At 65.7% G+C, this 14,113-nt stretch carries 15 protein-coding genes; 4 read left to right on the plus strand and 11 right to left on the minus strand.

The genetic code is table 11. The features are described 5' to 3' along the window. Positions 1–12 precede the first annotated feature (12 nt). The 6 genes from ASE39_RS02580 to ASE39_RS02605 all read right to left on the minus strand — a co-directional run bounded on the left by ASE39_RS02580 (position 13) and on the right by ASE39_RS02605 (position 4,132). Entirely contained in the window at positions 13–405 is a 393-nt protein-coding gene (locus ASE39_RS02580; protein WP_057270077.1) for a GNAT family N-acetyltransferase, read from the minus strand. A gap of 5 nt (positions 406–410) precedes the next feature. Beyond that, entirely contained in the window at positions 411–824 is a 414-nt protein-coding gene (locus ASE39_RS02585; protein ID WP_082615300.1) for a GFA family protein, read from the minus strand. A 41-nt stretch (positions 825–865) separates the two neighbouring features. Further along, entirely contained in the window at positions 866–1,348 is a 483-nt protein-coding gene (locus ASE39_RS02590; RefSeq protein WP_057270079.1) for a RidA family protein, read from the minus strand. Positions 1,349–1,502: 154 nt separating this feature from the next. Beyond that, on the minus strand, positions 1,503–2,591 hold the full coding sequence (locus ASE39_RS02595; protein ID WP_057270080.1) for a M48 family metalloprotease: 1,089 nt from the start codon (positions 2,589–2,591) through the stop codon (positions 1,503–1,505). Positions 2,592–2,883: 292 nt separating this feature from the next. Beyond that, entirely contained in the window at positions 2,884–3,495 is a 612-nt protein-coding gene (locus tag ASE39_RS02600; protein ID WP_057270081.1) for a LemA family protein, read from the minus strand. A gap of 223 nt (positions 3,496–3,718) precedes the next feature. Beyond that, positions 3,719–4,132, minus strand: coding sequence for a group II truncated hemoglobin (locus ASE39_RS02605; RefSeq protein WP_057270082.1), 414 nt, complete (start codon positions 4,130–4,132; stop codon positions 3,719–3,721). Positions 4,133–4,298: 166 nt separating this feature from the next. On the opposite strand from ASE39_RS02605, the gene ASE39_RS02610 reads away from it, so the two are divergent. From ASE39_RS02610 to ASE39_RS02625, 4 genes are all read left to right on the plus strand, one after another. Continuing rightward, positions 4,299–5,126 carry an ABC transporter substrate-binding protein gene (locus ASE39_RS02610; RefSeq protein WP_057226502.1) on the plus strand — a complete coding sequence of 276 codons (828 nt, stop codon included), beginning with the start codon at positions 4,299–4,301 and terminating at the stop codon, positions 5,124–5,126. A gap of 162 nt (positions 5,127–5,288) precedes the next feature. Beyond that, a complete protein-coding gene (locus ASE39_RS02615; RefSeq protein ID WP_057270311.1) occupies positions 5,289–5,987 on the plus strand; it encodes an amino acid ABC transporter permease in 699 nt (232 codons plus the stop codon). After that, the gene (locus tag ASE39_RS02620) at positions 5,988–6,707 is read left to right on the plus strand and encodes an amino acid ABC transporter permease (protein WP_057270083.1); all 720 of its coding nucleotides are present in this window, start codon (positions 5,988–5,990) and stop codon (positions 6,705–6,707) included. Beyond that, on the plus strand, positions 6,704–7,447 hold the full coding sequence (locus tag ASE39_RS02625; protein ID WP_057270084.1) for an amino acid ABC transporter ATP-binding protein: 744 nt from the start codon (positions 6,704–6,706) through the stop codon (positions 7,445–7,447). The genes ASE39_RS02620 and ASE39_RS02625 overlap by 4 nt, the downstream gene beginning before the upstream one ends. 103 nt (positions 7,448–7,550) lie before the next feature. On the opposite strand, the gene ASE39_RS02630 is transcribed toward ASE39_RS02625, so the two are convergent. The 5 genes from ASE39_RS02630 to ASE39_RS02650 form a co-directional block, all read right to left on the minus strand. Continuing rightward, positions 7,551–10,070: an FtsX-like permease family protein gene (locus ASE39_RS02630; protein ID WP_057270085.1), complete on the minus strand. Its 2,520-nt coding sequence runs from the start codon at positions 10,068–10,070 to the stop codon at positions 7,551–7,553. A 53-nt stretch (positions 10,071–10,123) separates the two neighbouring features. Continuing rightward, positions 10,124–11,761: a C13 family peptidase gene (locus tag ASE39_RS02635; RefSeq protein ID WP_057270086.1), complete on the minus strand. Its 1,638-nt coding sequence runs from the start codon at positions 11,759–11,761 to the stop codon at positions 10,124–10,126. A 99-nt stretch (positions 11,762–11,860) separates the two neighbouring features. Next, positions 11,861–12,175 (minus strand): hypothetical protein, encoded by a 315-nt coding sequence (locus ASE39_RS02640; protein WP_140426661.1) that lies wholly within the window; start codon positions 12,173–12,175, stop codon positions 11,861–11,863. Between the two features lie 331 nt (positions 12,176–12,506). Next, positions 12,507–13,490, minus strand: a complete 984-nt coding sequence (locus tag ASE39_RS02645) for a formate dehydrogenase accessory sulfurtransferase FdhD (protein WP_057270088.1) — start codon at positions 13,488–13,490, stop codon at positions 12,507–12,509. Positions 13,491–13,719: 229 nt separating this feature from the next. Continuing rightward, positions 13,720–14,106, minus strand: a complete 387-nt coding sequence (locus tag ASE39_RS02650; protein WP_057270089.1) for a hypothetical protein — start codon at positions 14,104–14,106, stop codon at positions 13,720–13,722. Positions 14,107–14,113 lie beyond the last annotated feature (7 nt).

Consider the following 14,113-nt stretch of genomic DNA (forward strand, 5'->3'; position numbering starts at 1 on the left):
CGTACAAGCGTGTCAGGTGGAGCGTGTGCGCTCCATGGCAATGGCCGACGGAGCAAAACCCATTCTCGCAAAGAAATCGGACGCACCTGGACGGCCAGCGCGCAACACCCAGGTAGCTGCGGGCGCTTTGGCCAACGTTTGTTGCACCAGCGCGCGTCCCAGCCCCTGGCCCCGAAACGCAGTGGCCACGACCAGCATGGACAGGTAGCCATTGCTGAGCCCGTCGGTAATGGCGCGCGCATAGCCCACCACCTCGTCCCCGTTCAGCGCCACCAGGTTGCACTGCGACGCAGCCACCAGCGCCTCGAACTGCGACAGGGTGCCTAGCCGGTGCGACCAGCCGTGCGCAACCAGCAAGGCGTGCACCTGCGGGATGTCCCGATCGAGAAGGTCTCGGACTGGCATGGCCCCTAGCCCTGCGGCTCTTGCGGGAAACCATCGCAGATCACCACCCAGGGTGCTTTGGAGTCCACGTAGATGTGTTTTTGGGGCGGCGCATCGAAGGCGGTATCCAGCGTACCCAGCGGCACGGCCACCCAATCGGCGTGGGAGCCCTCGCTGTGCCATAGCAGCGGCGACCCACACACCGCGCAGAACGTGCGCGTGACCTGGGCCGAAGACTGGTAGGTACGGACCAATGCCTGGCCCTGCACAAACCGGTGGTGTTCGCGCCGCACGCTGGCATAGCTGCCAAAGGCCGCGCCATGCGCCTTGCGGCACATCGAGCAATGGCAGTGCGAGGCCGCCTGCAAAGGTGCTGTGGTCTCGTAGCGGACGCCACCGCACAGGCAACTTCCCTGGTGAACGGGTTCCGTCATGGTCATTGGGACTCTCCTGCGGTTTCTGCGGCGACCCCGCGCGGCAATCAGGCGGCCTTGGATGCCACGGTGGCAATCAGATCCACCTCGACCGTCGCGTTCTTGGGCAATTGCAGCACGCCCACCGAGGTGCGCGTGTGCGCGCCAGCTTCTCCCAGCACGGCGAACAAAAGGTCCGAGGCACCGTCGGCCACTTCGCTTTGCTGCGTGAACGTGGGCGCCGACTGCACGTACACGGTGATGCGCAGGATGGCCTGCACTGCATCGAGTGATCCGAGTGCACGCTGCAGCAGTGCCAGCGATCGCATCACGCACACCTTGGCAGCCTTCTGCGCATCGGCCAGCGACGCACCGGCACCGGCCGCGCCCGTGACCACCACGGTGTCGCCCACGCGCGGGATCTGACCGCTCAGGTAGATATGGTGACCGTCGCGCACCAGTGGCACGTAGTTGCCACCGATCTTGATCTCGCCATCGAAGCTGTAGCCCAGGGCCTGGGCTTGTTCCTGAAAACGCGTGTCACGGGACATAAAAGATCTCGGCATTGAAAGGCCCACCACTATGCCACCGAGAACGCAGACACTCACCGGCGCGGCCCACTATCAGTGCACCCGTGGACTGGCTCGGCCAAGCCGCCGGGTGCGTTCCCCTGGGGGGAAGGCGCCGAAGGCGACACAGGGGGGATCAAAGATACCGTGCGAACGGATCCACCAGCGACGCCAACGTCGCGCCGGCGGGCTGCCCTGCACTCTCTGGGCGCCAGGCAGGCTCGGGGGCTGCGGCCACCGGTGTGACCTTGATCGGCTGCATTTTGCGGCCATAGAGGCGCTGCACGCGCTCATCGAGCGTGGGGTGCGAGTCAAGCCAGCGCTCCATGCGGCCGCCGCCCAGGTCCACCAGCAGCATGTGCTGCACCGAGGGGTGGTTCAGTCCCTTATGGCTGTGTTCTTCGTAGCCGCGCGGCAGGTCGCGGCGCTGGGCCATGACCTTGCGCAGCACGCCGCCCAGGCCGTCGCGGCTGCGCGTCCACTGCACGGCGCGGGCGTCGGCCAGGTACTCGCGCTGGCGCGACACCGCGGCCTTGAGCATGCGGCCGGTCAACCAGCCCGCAAAGCCGGCCAGCATGATGGCCGAGCCGAACCACCATGACAGGCCACGGCGCTCGCGCAGCGTGTCGCCGAAGTTGTAGACCAGCTCCAGCCCGAACACCATGCCCGCCAGCTGCATCTTCAGGCGCGTGTCGCCTTCGTGCAGGTGCGAGAGCTCGTGGGCGACCATGCCCTGCATTTCCTCGCGGTTCAGGTAGTCGAGCGCGCCCTGCGTCACGGCGATCACCGCATCGCTCTCGTCCCAGCCGGCGGCAAACGCGTTGATCGCGTCGGTGCGTGGCATCACCATGATCTCCGGGCGGGGCATGTGGGCGGCAATACACAGCTCGTCGACGATGTTGGACAGGCGCTGTTCGGCGTGCGAGAGCGAGGGCCGCAGCTCGCGCGCGCCGACGCGCTTGGCCAGCTTGACGCCGCCCGCGCGCAGGTTGGAGGTTTCCACCCACCAGCCGCCCAGCACGAGCATCAGCGACACGCTGACGTTGGCGGCGAGAAAGCCTTGGGGAAACGGCAGCCGCCCCGGGAGCACGGCCGCCATCAGCAGCCAGGCCAGCGCGAGCGCTGCATGCACGGCCACGATGAGCACCGCCACCGCGAGGGCGAAACCCAGCAGCAGCCGGCGCGTCTCGCTGCGGGCGTTGTTTTGGTGATCCCAGAATTTCATGTTGATTCCGTTGAGTAGCGCGCTCTATCTACCGCGTAGCCGCCAACTCCAAATCCAAAACGCAAACCACCAAAACATTCCGCTGAACAGCATGTGCCCAGCAATCGCACCAAAAAAACCGAAAGGGTCGCCACTGAGGCGGTAAACGCGCCCGCCGCCGTATTTTGAGAGCTGTTGCACCGTGCCTTCGCTGACGGCGTACACGACGCCCAGAGATGCGATTGAGGCAAAGCCCACGAGTATGGCGATGCAAATCCAATACCCAACCTTTTCGCCCGCCGTTGGCGGCGAACTAGGTGGCATCGTTGGTTCCGAACCGCACCTGCGGCGCGGCGCGCTCTTCATCGCTGCGCGTGGACTCGAGCATGGGCACGGTGGGAAAGCCCAGCAGGCGCGCCACCACCACGTCCGGAAACTGCGCCGCCGCGTCGTTGAATTCCAGCGCCTGGTCGTTGTACGCCTGGCGCGCGAAGCCCAGGCGGTTTTCGGTGCTGGTCAGCTCTTCGGACAACGACTGCATGGTGGCGTCGGCCTTGAGTTCGGGATACGCCTCGGCCACCACCATCAGGCGGCCCAGGCTGCTGCCCAGCACGCCCTCGGCCGCTGCGAGCGCGCCCATGGCGTTGGCGCTGCCCGGCTCTGCCCGCACGGCGGCGGCAGCGCCCTGGGCCTGGCCGCGGGCCTTGATGACGGCTTCGAGCGTGGCGGCCTCGTGGCTGAGGTAGCCCTTGGCGACTTCGACCAGGTTGGGCACCAGGTCATGGCGGCGTTTGAGCTGAACGTCGATCTGGCCGAACGCATTGGCGATGCGGTTGCGCAGCTGCACCAGCCGGTTGTACACAGTGACGGCCCAAACCGCCAGCACGGCGACCAGGCCCAGAACGATCCAAGCAGTAGCTGACATGTCCCACCCTCCTTGTTGTGAATTGAATGAATGGATGCTGGGCGCATCTTAGTAGCGCGCCTTTCCCAAAGGGGCCATACATTTCAGCGGGTAGGGATTTAAGCGTTAAAACAGCCTGCAGTGCTTACCTATCAAGCGCTAGCAGCTATTAAAAACAGAGCAATCGATGCTATGGACGCACACTGGGCCCATCCACAGGCTGCAAGGGAAGCGGCGCAGCCGCTCAGGGGGTGCCCTTATTCCTCATCCAGTCCGCCGTGCCCATGAAGCTTTCCTTCAAGCGCGCGCGCAAAGCATCGGGCACGCCCGTCTCGCCCATGGCCTGGTCCATGCACGCCACCCACTGGTCGCGCTCCTTGACGCCGATGGAAAAAGGCATGTGCCGCATGCGCAGGCGCGGGTGGCCGAAGCGGCTTTGGTAGTGGTCGGGCCCGCCCAGCCAGCCGCACAAGAACCAGAAGAGTTTTTGCCGCGCCTGCACCAGGTCGCTGCCGTGGGCTGCACGCAGTTCGGCGTAACCGGGCTCCAGATCCATCAGGTCGTAGAAGCGTTCGGTGAGGGCGTGCACGCGGTCTTCACCACCGATCCATTCAAAGGGTGTGGTGGCCGGGGCCGCAGTGTGGGGGGTGTCATCCATGGGTTCGAAGGGCGTCGCGAATGCAAGCTCGTTTGTTGAGTTTGATTATAAAAAAACCGATGTTCATATCTGACCGTTGGATCGGTAGCCTTCGAAGCTTGAGGGCTCAGGGCTCTGTCCGCATGGCAGCCCTGGCCCATCCTCATCACTGTCTGGAGAAAAATCGATGCGCATCCGTTTCATTGCTTCCCTGGTCGCAGCAGCATTCGCCGTTGCAGGAGCCGCCCACGCCGACCAACTGGCCGACATCAAGAAGAAGGGAGAACTGGTCGTCGGCGTGCTGGGCACCGATGAGCCCAACAGCTTCATCGACCCCAAGACGCGCGAACTGATCGGCTACGACGTGGACCTGGGCAAGGCCATCGCCAAGAAGATCGGCGTCAAGCCCGTGTTCAAGCAACTGGCGGTGGCCGCGCGCATCCCCGAGCTGCAGCAGGGCCACGTGGACATCCTGGCCGCTTCGCTCACCCACAACAAGGAGCGCGAGGCGCAGATCGACTTCTCGCTGACCACCTTTGTCACGGGCCAGAAGGTGCTGGTGAAGAAGGCCAGCGGCATCAAGGACGTGGCGGACCTGGCCGGCAAGCGCGTGGTCACGGTGAAGGGCGGCACGCAGGAACCCAATGTGCGCAAGGCGGTGCCCACGGTGGACGTGGTGACGTTCGAGACGACCCAGCAGGCCTTTTTGGCGCTGCAGCAGGGCAAGGGCGTGGGCTACGTGAACGACGAGTCTTCGCTGATCGATGACTTCGCCAAACTGGGCGAGCGCAACAAGGACTACGCCATCTTGCCCACCAACCTGAGCGTGGAGCCCCTGGCCCTGGGTATCAAGAAGGGCGAGACCGCCGTGAAGTCGGTGGTGGACGAGACGCTGCGCGAACTGGAAAAGTCGGGCGAAGCCGAAAAGATCTTCTTCAAGTGGTACGGCCCACAGACCAAGATCAAGTTCACCAACCGCCCCTTCAAGTTCGATTCGGACAAGATCGACGGTTGATGGATGAACCCACGGCGGCGCGACTGCAAGGGAGTGGGATGAAGACGTCGCACATGCCGTTGGCGCATGCCACACGCCTTTTCCCAGACATTCTCCCGGTCCCGGTGTGGCATGCCGCCGCGCACGCACCCTGCGTGCCGTTTTTCTGAATGGCTGGCATGCATGCCTTTGTTTGACTATTCCCTGCTGCTGAGCGGCAAGTACCACCTGATGCTGATGGGTGGCCTGATGCTGTCGCTGCAGTTGCTGGCCGCCTCGCTGGTGCTGGCCCTGCCCCTCGCCCTGGTGGTCGCCCTGCTGCGTCTGGCGCCCGTGGCTCCCTTGCGCTGGGCGGGCTTTGTGTTTGTCGAAGGCATTCGCAATGTTCCGCTGCTGGCGCACATGCTGTTCTGGTACTTCGGCGCGCCCGAGCTGCTGCCCGAAGCGGCCAGGCAGTGGCTCTACGACAGCGGCCATGCCGAGGCCGCGGCCGCCGTTGTTGCGCTCTCGCTCTACACCGCCGCCTTCATGGCCGAGGACATCCGCAGCGGCATCCGGTCCATCCCCACAGTGCAGATGGAGGCGGGCCGCGCCCTGGGCTTCGGCTTTCTGGCCACCATGCGCCGCGTGGTGCTGCCGCAGGCGCTGCGCATCACGGTGCCGCCACTGATCTCGCAGGCCCTCAACCTCTGGAAGAACACCTCGATCGCCACCGTGATCGGCGTGGCCGAGCTGATGTACCAGGCCGCCAAGGTGGAGAGCGCGACGTTCCGCAGCATCGAGGCCTTTGCCTTCGCCAGCGCCGCCTACCTTACGGTGTCGCTGCTCATCACGGCCTTGGCCAGCTGGTACCACCACCGCTATCCCGTGCGGACGATCTAGATGCTTGAACTCATCGACACCTACTGGCTTTACTTCCTGGTCGGCCAGTACCCCAATGGCCCGCTGGGTGGCCTGGCACTCACTCTGGTGCTGGCCGCTGGCGCCCTGCTGCTCGCACTGCCGCTGGGCGTGCTGTTGGGCCTGGCGCGCGTGAGCCCGTGGCGTGCTGTGCGCTGGCCGGTGACAGCCGTCGTGTATGTGGTGCGCGGCACACCGCTCCTGATGGTGATCTTCTGGGCCTACTTCTTTTTGCCCAGCGTGACGGGCGTGAAGACCGGCCAGTTCACCACCATGCTGCTTGCGCTCGTGATCTTCAACGCCGCCTACCTGGCCGAGATCGTTCGCGCGGGCATCCTGGGCGTGCCGCGCGGGCAGCTGGAGTGCGCGCGCGCGCTGGGCCTGAGCTACCCGCGCGCCATGCGCCGGGTGGTGCTGCCGCAGGCGCTGCGCAGCATGCTGCCCTCGCTGGTCAATCAGTTCGTCTCCACCATCAAGGAGACCTCGCTGGGCTACATCATCGGCCTGACCGAAGTGTCCTTCATCGCCACCCAGATCAACACCCAGGTCTTCACCCGGCCGGCGGAAGTGTTCGGCATCCTGGGCTTCACCTACTTCGTGCTGTGCTTCGGCCTCTCGCGCCTGGCCTATGGGCTGGAACGCCGGCTGGCGCGGCGCTCCGCATCGGCCCCCTCTTCCACTCCCAAGCCCCTTACAACATGATCGAACTGCACGAAGTCAACAAGTGGTACGGCAGCTACCACGCCCTGGTGGATGTGACCGAGACCATCGCGCAGGGCGAGGTGGTCGTGGTCTGCGGGCCGTCGGGCTCGGGCAAGTCCACGCTGATCCGCACGCTCAACCGGCTCGAGCCCATCCAGGGCGGGCGCATCCTGATCGACGGGCACAACATCTATGGGCCTGGGGTGGACGTGAACACGCTGCGCTCGCGCATCGGCTTTGTGTTCCAGCAGTTCAACCTGTTTCCGCACCTGTCGGTGCTGGACAACTGCACGCTTGCGCCCATTCAGCTGCGCGGCCTGTCGCAAGCGCAGGCCGAACAGCGGGCGCTGGCGCTGCTCGACCGCGTGGGCCTGGCGCACAAGGCCAATGCCTGGGCCAATGAGCTGTCGGGCGGCCAGCAACAGCGCGTGGCCATTGCGCGCGCCCTGGCCATGGAGCCGCCGCTGATGCTGTTCGACGAACCCACCAGTGCGCTGGACCCCGAGATGGTGGGCGAGGTGCTGGTGGTCATGCGCGACCTGGCGCGGGACGGCATGACCATGGTCTGCGTCACGCACGAAATGGGCTTTGCCCGTGAGGTGGCCGACCGCGTGCTTTTCATGGACGAAGGCCGTGTGCTGGAGCGCGCGGTACCCGCCGACTTTTTTACCCGGCCCCAGCACCCGCGCGCGCAGCAGTTTCTGTCGGACATCCGCACGCCATTTGCCAAGCCAGCGTGAGGCTACCCGGGATGGAACGGCCCGTGCGGGTCGAAAAAAATGAATCAAACAAGGCTCTGGCGCTTGATATACAAGCGTCAATAGCTATAAAAATAGCAGCAAACTACTCTGCAGCACGACGCAGCGTGTCCACCACCGGGCGCAGCAGCACCTCGCGCAGGCCCCACCAGCCGGCGGCCAGCGCCAGCACCGCCCCAGCCACGGCGCCCGCCAGGGGCACCCACGGGGCGGCCGTCCAGGTGAAGTCAAAAACGAAGCGCGCCAGCGCCCAGCCCACACCCACCGCCACGGCGCTGGCCAGGAAACCCGCCAGCAGGCCCACGCCCATCAGCTCGGCGCGCTGCACCTGCCGCAGCAGGCTGGCGCGGGCGCCCACGGCGCGCATGATGGCGTATTCGCGGGCGCGCTCTTCGCGCGTGGCCGTCACAGCGGCAAACAGCACCACCAAACCAGCGGCCAGGGTAAAGGCAAACAGGAACTCCACCGCGCGGATCACCTGCTCCAGCACGCGCTGCACCTGGGCAATGGTGGCGCCCATGTCCACGTTGGTGATGTTGGGAAACTGGCGCACCAGCCCGTTGTCAAAGCCATTGGTCTCGGGCGCGCGGTAGGCGGCCAGGTAGGTCACGGGCACGTCCTTGACGGTGGCCACGGGGTACATCACGAAGAAGTTGGCCCGCATGGAGCCCCAGTCCACCTTGCGCAGGCTGGTGATGCGCGCCTCGTTCTGGACGCCGCCCATGTCGAACAGCAGGCGGTCGCTCATTTTCAGGCCCAGGGTTTCTGCAATGCCCTCTTCGACGCTGATGGCGCCTTCTTCGCCCGGCGTCCATGCACCGGCAACCACCTGGTTGTGGGGCGGCGCCTCCACGGCATTGGAGAGGTTGAATTCGCGGTCCACCAGGCGCTTGGCGCGGTCGTCGGTGTAGTTGTCGGGGCCCACGGGCTTGCCGTTCACGGCCAGCAGGCGGCCACGGATCATGGGGTACCAGTCGTACTTCGCGACACCGCCGACCTGCAGGGCCTGCTGGAAGGCGTCTGCCTGATCGGGCATTACGTTGATCACAAAGCGGTTGGGCGCATCGGGCGGGGTCGCCTTGCGCCAGCTGTCCACCAGGTCGGTGCGCAGCAGCACCAGCAGCACCAGTGCCAGCAAGCCCACAGCCAGGCTGCTCACCTGCACCACGGCATAGGCCGGGCGCGCAGAAATCTGCCGCGTGGCCAGCACCAGCCAGCGCGGGGCGGTGGCCTCGTTCACGCTCTTGCGCAGCAGCTTCACCGCCACCCACGACAGCCCCGCAAACAGGGCCACCGCGCCGGCAAAACCGCCCACGGCGATCAGCCCCAGCGTGATGTCGCTGCTCACCGTGAGCAGCAGGGCCGCAAACCCGGCAATGCCGATGCCCAGCACCGCCAGCGATGCGGGCTTGAGCCCGCCCACGTCGCGCCGGATGACGCGCAGCGGCGGCACCTGGGCCAGCTGCAGCACGGGCGGCAGGCCAAAGGCGAACAGCAGCGTGAGCCCCATGCCCAGCCCAAACGCCACGGGCCACAGGCTGGGCGGCGGCAGGGCCGACTCGACCAGGCCCGCCAGCAGCAGCACAAAGGCGTAGTGCACCAGATAGCCCAGCGCCACCCCCAGGGAACTGGCGAACAGGCCCACCATCGCAAATTCGGCGGTGTAGGCGCCCGCGATGGTGCGCTGGCTTTGGCCCAGCACCCGCAGCATGGCCGAGGCATCCAGGTGCTCGGCCGCAAAGCCGCGCGCGGCCAGGGCCACGGCCACCGCCGACAGCAGCGCGGCCAGCAGGGCCACCAGGCTCAGGAATTTCTGCGCGCGGTCCAGCGTCTGGCGCATTTCGGGGCGGCCACTTTCGAGTGACTCCACGCGCACGCCGTGCACCTCCGGTTTCTTGGATTCGGCAACGGCCCATTCGCTGAACGCCTTGACGGCGGGGACCGATCCGATGACGGCAAAGCGGTAGGTCAGGCGGCTGGCGGGCTGGACCAGGCCCGTGGCGGGCAGGTCGGCATCGTTGACCATCACACGCGGGGCAAAGCTCATGAAACCGGCGCCCCGGTCGGGCTCGATGACGATGATGCGTGCAATGCGCAGCTGCGAATCGCCCAGCAGCAGCATGTCGCCCATGGCCAGGTTCAACGATTCAAGCAGGGGGGCATCCACCCACACTTCGCCCCGCGCCGGGATGTCACGGGTGGGCTGGTCGAGCGCACCGGGTGCGTCTGCCACCTTCAGGCTGCCGCGCAACGGGTAGCCCGGCGGCACGCTTTTGAGCGCCACCAGCTTGCTGGCGCCGCCCTGGGCGTCACTCGCACGGCCCATCGTCGGGAAGCCCACGGTGGTCACTGTCTGCAGGCCCAAGGCCTTGGCACGCTCGACAAACACGGGGGGCGTGGGGTTGTCGCTGGCCACCACGGCGTCACCACCCAGCAGCTGCAATGCATCGCGCTGCAGGCCACCCTGCAAGCGGTCGGCAAAAAAGCCGACCGAGGTGAGTGCAGCCACTGCCAGCGTCACGGCCACGATCAGCAGCCGCAACTCGCCCGCGCGCAGGTCACGGGCCAGCGTGCGCCAGCCCAAGCGTAGAAAAGACAGATTCATGGCATGGACCTTAGCGCAAAGTCAACGGGCTGGCTGCCTGTGGGGTGTTTGGCTCAGGGTTGCTTGGCACCCCGCGCGCCCGAAGCTTCCCCGTCCACCGTGGTGGCTGCCAGCCGCTGCTCCAGCGCCCGCAGCACCGGCACAATCTGTGCGCCCACATGGATCTGCGGGTTGGAGAAGCCGTCCTCCTTGCCGGCCTCTACCTCGCGCTGCGCAATCACGGGAACGGCCTTGGCGAAGGCATCGGTGAACGAATGCGTCTGGCGCAGCTGCTCGTGGAACACTGCCCGGCCAAAAAAGGTGAGTTCGGAGCGCGTGCCGCAACCGTACGAGGTGTGCGTGGCATCGGCGGCGGTCATGATGAGGCTGCTGTCGGTGGCCAGGGGCTCGATCCAGCCGCCCGAAAAACAGGCCGACACGGCAATCACACGGTGGCGGATGCCCGCCTCGTCCAGCATGGTGCGCAGCATTTCGGGCGTGACCGGAGGCACTTCCAGCGGCCAGTGCGAGGCCGCCAGCTCATGGTTGCGCGCGCCGTGGGAGGTCATGTAGATCACCAGCACATCGCTATCGCGGTCCATGCGCTGGGCCAGCGCGGCGATGGCGCGCTGCAGGTTCTGCGGCGTGGCCCAGGCGTGGGTGTCTGCGGTTTCGGCATGATTGAGCAGGTGGATCACGCGGCCCTGGGCGTCAAAACGCTCTTGCAGCAGCGTACTGACCATGGTGCTTTCGCGTCGAAACACATTTTCGCTGGCGTAAGGCGCGAACACGAGCCCATAGACATCCACCACGCCATCGCGGCCGGCGGGCAGGGCCTTCACCTGGCGCTCCCACAGCGCCTGCTGGTTTTCAAAGACCGCCTGGGACAGCACAAGGTGTGCGGGTTCCTGTGGTGCCTGCGCCCCTTCGCCCGCCTGGGCGGACGCACCGGCCAGGGCCTGGGCATCGAGCTCCCAGGGCTGGTCCTGGAACTGCCACATGCCGACCCCGATCACGGCCGCCATCGCCACCGAAAAGATGGCCGTGCGCAACCCCGAGCGAATGAAGCGTGCACTCACCACCACCAGCACAGCCAGCACCCACAGCGTGAGCAAGCCATAGGCCACCCAGAAAATATTGCCAGCCACCGCCCCATCCCACAGGGCAGGCTTGTGCGCCACGGCCCCCATCAAGGCATACAACAGCAACAGGGGCGCCAGCGGCGCCCACGCCGACAGCACATACCAAGCCGCCAACCCGCCCGAAGGCCCCGGGGTACTTGCCGAGGGCGCCTCCGTTGCCGCAGCTGCGCGCTGTGCCGGGGCCATGGCCCACCAGGCCAGCCACATCAGCACCAGGCTGCTCCACATCGGTGCCAGCCAGCCCCGCAGATTGAACTGTGCAGGCCCCGCCACCTGAAACCGCGCAGCCCCCACCAGCAATGCGCCACCCAGCAGCGACAGCACCAGCACCTGCCAAGGCGAAGGCGTGGCAGCGCCCGTGCGCAGCGGCAGAAACAATCCAGCCCGCACGCCCTCTTGCATCCAGCCCCACAGGGATAGCCGGGTAGGAGCCGGGGCCATGGGGGAAGCCGTGTCCGACGAAGGCGCTGGTGGCTGTTCGCCCAGCGGGATTTCAATCTTGGCGGGCTCGGTCCCCCACTGGCTTGGCAGGGTGTCGGCCCAGGCGCTCTTGGCGTTCAGGTCTTTCATGGGGGGATCATGCCATTGAGGGAGAGGCTTCTGTGGGCCAGGAGCTACAGGCGACGACACGAAAAAGTGGTCCCTCCATACTGGAATTAGCCCACACACTCACGAACGGTTCGTCTCCAAGTACTGCGCCAGCAACTCGTCGCAGCGGCGCTGCCGGTCATCCGGCGGCAACGAGTCCAACACTTGGGCGTTCATTGACGCAAAGCGCTGAACGTCCGGCCCACCTGCCACTGCTCGCTCCATCACGTCCTTGCCACGAGCGAGAGAAGCGGCGTTCGCCGCTCTCCAGGTGGCAAAGCGACGTGCGAACTCCGTCTCAAAGCCGGGAATGTGTGCGGAGCAAACCACTGCCTGGGCCTCAGATACGACCGCCTCGACATAGGTGTTTTGCGCTTGCGTGTCTTGGATGTCCATGTGCGGCTCAACGTTCGACGTAAGGGGTGGGACGCTTGCGGCACGTCCCATTGAAGAAGGAAAGAGGAACTAGGCCTCGGCCACGGCTTGCTTCCATGTGCGGCCTGGGTCTTAACAGCGAGACAAAGTGGGCCATTCAACTCCCCGAGCATAAATGCGTAGAAGAGGAGGCCACCTGCGGTGGATACAGCCGTTCCTGCAGAGCCTCTGGCTGGGATTTGCGACCTGAGTCAGCTTTTTGACTTCGGAGCGAGGTATGCAAGCGGTAGTTTGGAAGGCCTTCATTTCCCCAATCCGTACCGAGCTTCCCTGCCACTCGCTCCTCCCAGCCTCAAGAGGCAGCAGCCCCCTTAGCCACAGGCACCACCGGCGGCTGCGCCAATTCCGGCTGCAGCACCAACCGATCCGTACCGCTGTAGCAGACAAACCGCCGATTGGTGGCGCGCCCGATAGCGCACAGGCCCAGTTGCTGCGCCACGGCGTGCCCCATCTGGGTCATACCGCTGCGGGACACCACGATGGGGACACCCATCTGCGCAGATTTGATGACCATTTCGCTGGTGAGCCGGCCCGTGGTGTAGAACACCTTGTCTGCACCGGACATCGGCGCGTGCAGGTTCTCCAAAGAGGCATTTTCTGCAGGCGTGCCACCCGGCAGCACCGAGGAAACATCTTCAGCCACGTGGAGGCCATCTGTATTCATCCACATCCACCCGGCAATGGTGTCGATGGCGTTGTGGCGCCCCACGTCTTCCACAAAGGTCAGCAGCACCTCGCCCCGGAACAAGGCGCAACCGTGCACGGAGCCTGCGGATTTGTAGGTGGTTTCCTTGAGGCGGATGGCGTTCACGATGCCGTAAAGCTCGCCCTGTGTCAGGCGTGCCTCGGGCAGGGTAATGCGATCCACCTCGTCCATGAGCCCGCCAAACACACTGCCTTGGCCGCAGCCGGTGGTCACCACCTTGCTCGCAGTGCGCTCTTCAATGCGGGCGATGCCGTGGCGCGTGCGCACGGCAGCGGCGTGCACCTCCCAATCGACGGTGATGGATTCGATGTCGAATACAGACTCTACCAGCCGCTGGTTGCGCAGGTAGCCCAGCACCAGCAGTTCGGGTTGAGCACCCAGGGTCATGAGCGTGACGAGCTCACGCTTGTCAACATAGATGGTCAGGGGCCGCTCGGCGGGGATCTGCACCTGCTCCCGCTCGCCCAACTCGTTGACGACCTCCACACTGTGGGTAAGGGGCGCATGCGCCTGCGTCAGGCGTGGCAGCACAGGTGCAACGGGGAAGACAGAAGGTGAAGGGGGGAGCATGGAGCGAATATACGCAGTACAGGCCGCCAGGGACGAGCATGGGGGATCTGAATGGATTGCGGCACGGGTGCCACAACCCACCAGCACTGACGCAAATGAGGTTGCAACAGCCACCTCGCCTTGGGGCAAGCTGTTTGCTTGAGCCCTGTCTGGCGCAAGTCACGCCCACACAAAAAAGCCGCGCTCCACTCGGTGGGCGCGGCGTTCAGCAGCCAGGCAACGGTGGCCCTCAGGACTTGGGCGCTGACGCGGCTGCGGCAGGCGTCAGCGTGCTGGGCGGGCTGCTGGCCGTGCCCGGTGGCGAATGGGCGCCCGCCGCTTCAATGGGCTTGGCCGCGGGCGGCGTGTAGGCGAAGGGGCCGGGGTCGGTGCAGGCAGCACCTGCCGCCGCTGCGGGCTTGGCCGCTGGCGTGGTTTTGCGGTAGTGGGCCGCCACGCGGTCTTGCGACAGGCACAGCTTGTAGTTGTCGACCTTGCCAGCCCAGGCGGCTTTGGCGGCGGTCTCTGCGGCCTTCGCTGCCGCTTCTGGTGACGGTGCGGGCAACTTGGCCGAGGCCAGGGTACAGACGCTGGCCGCGCACAGCCCCAGCAAGGAAGAGCGAGAAAATTGGGTCATGGTGCGA

The sequence above is a fragment of the Acidovorax sp. Root267 genome, from assembly GCF_001429215.1.
Classification (GTDB): domain Bacteria; phylum Pseudomonadota; class Gammaproteobacteria; order Burkholderiales; family Burkholderiaceae_C; genus Acidovorax; species Acidovorax radicis.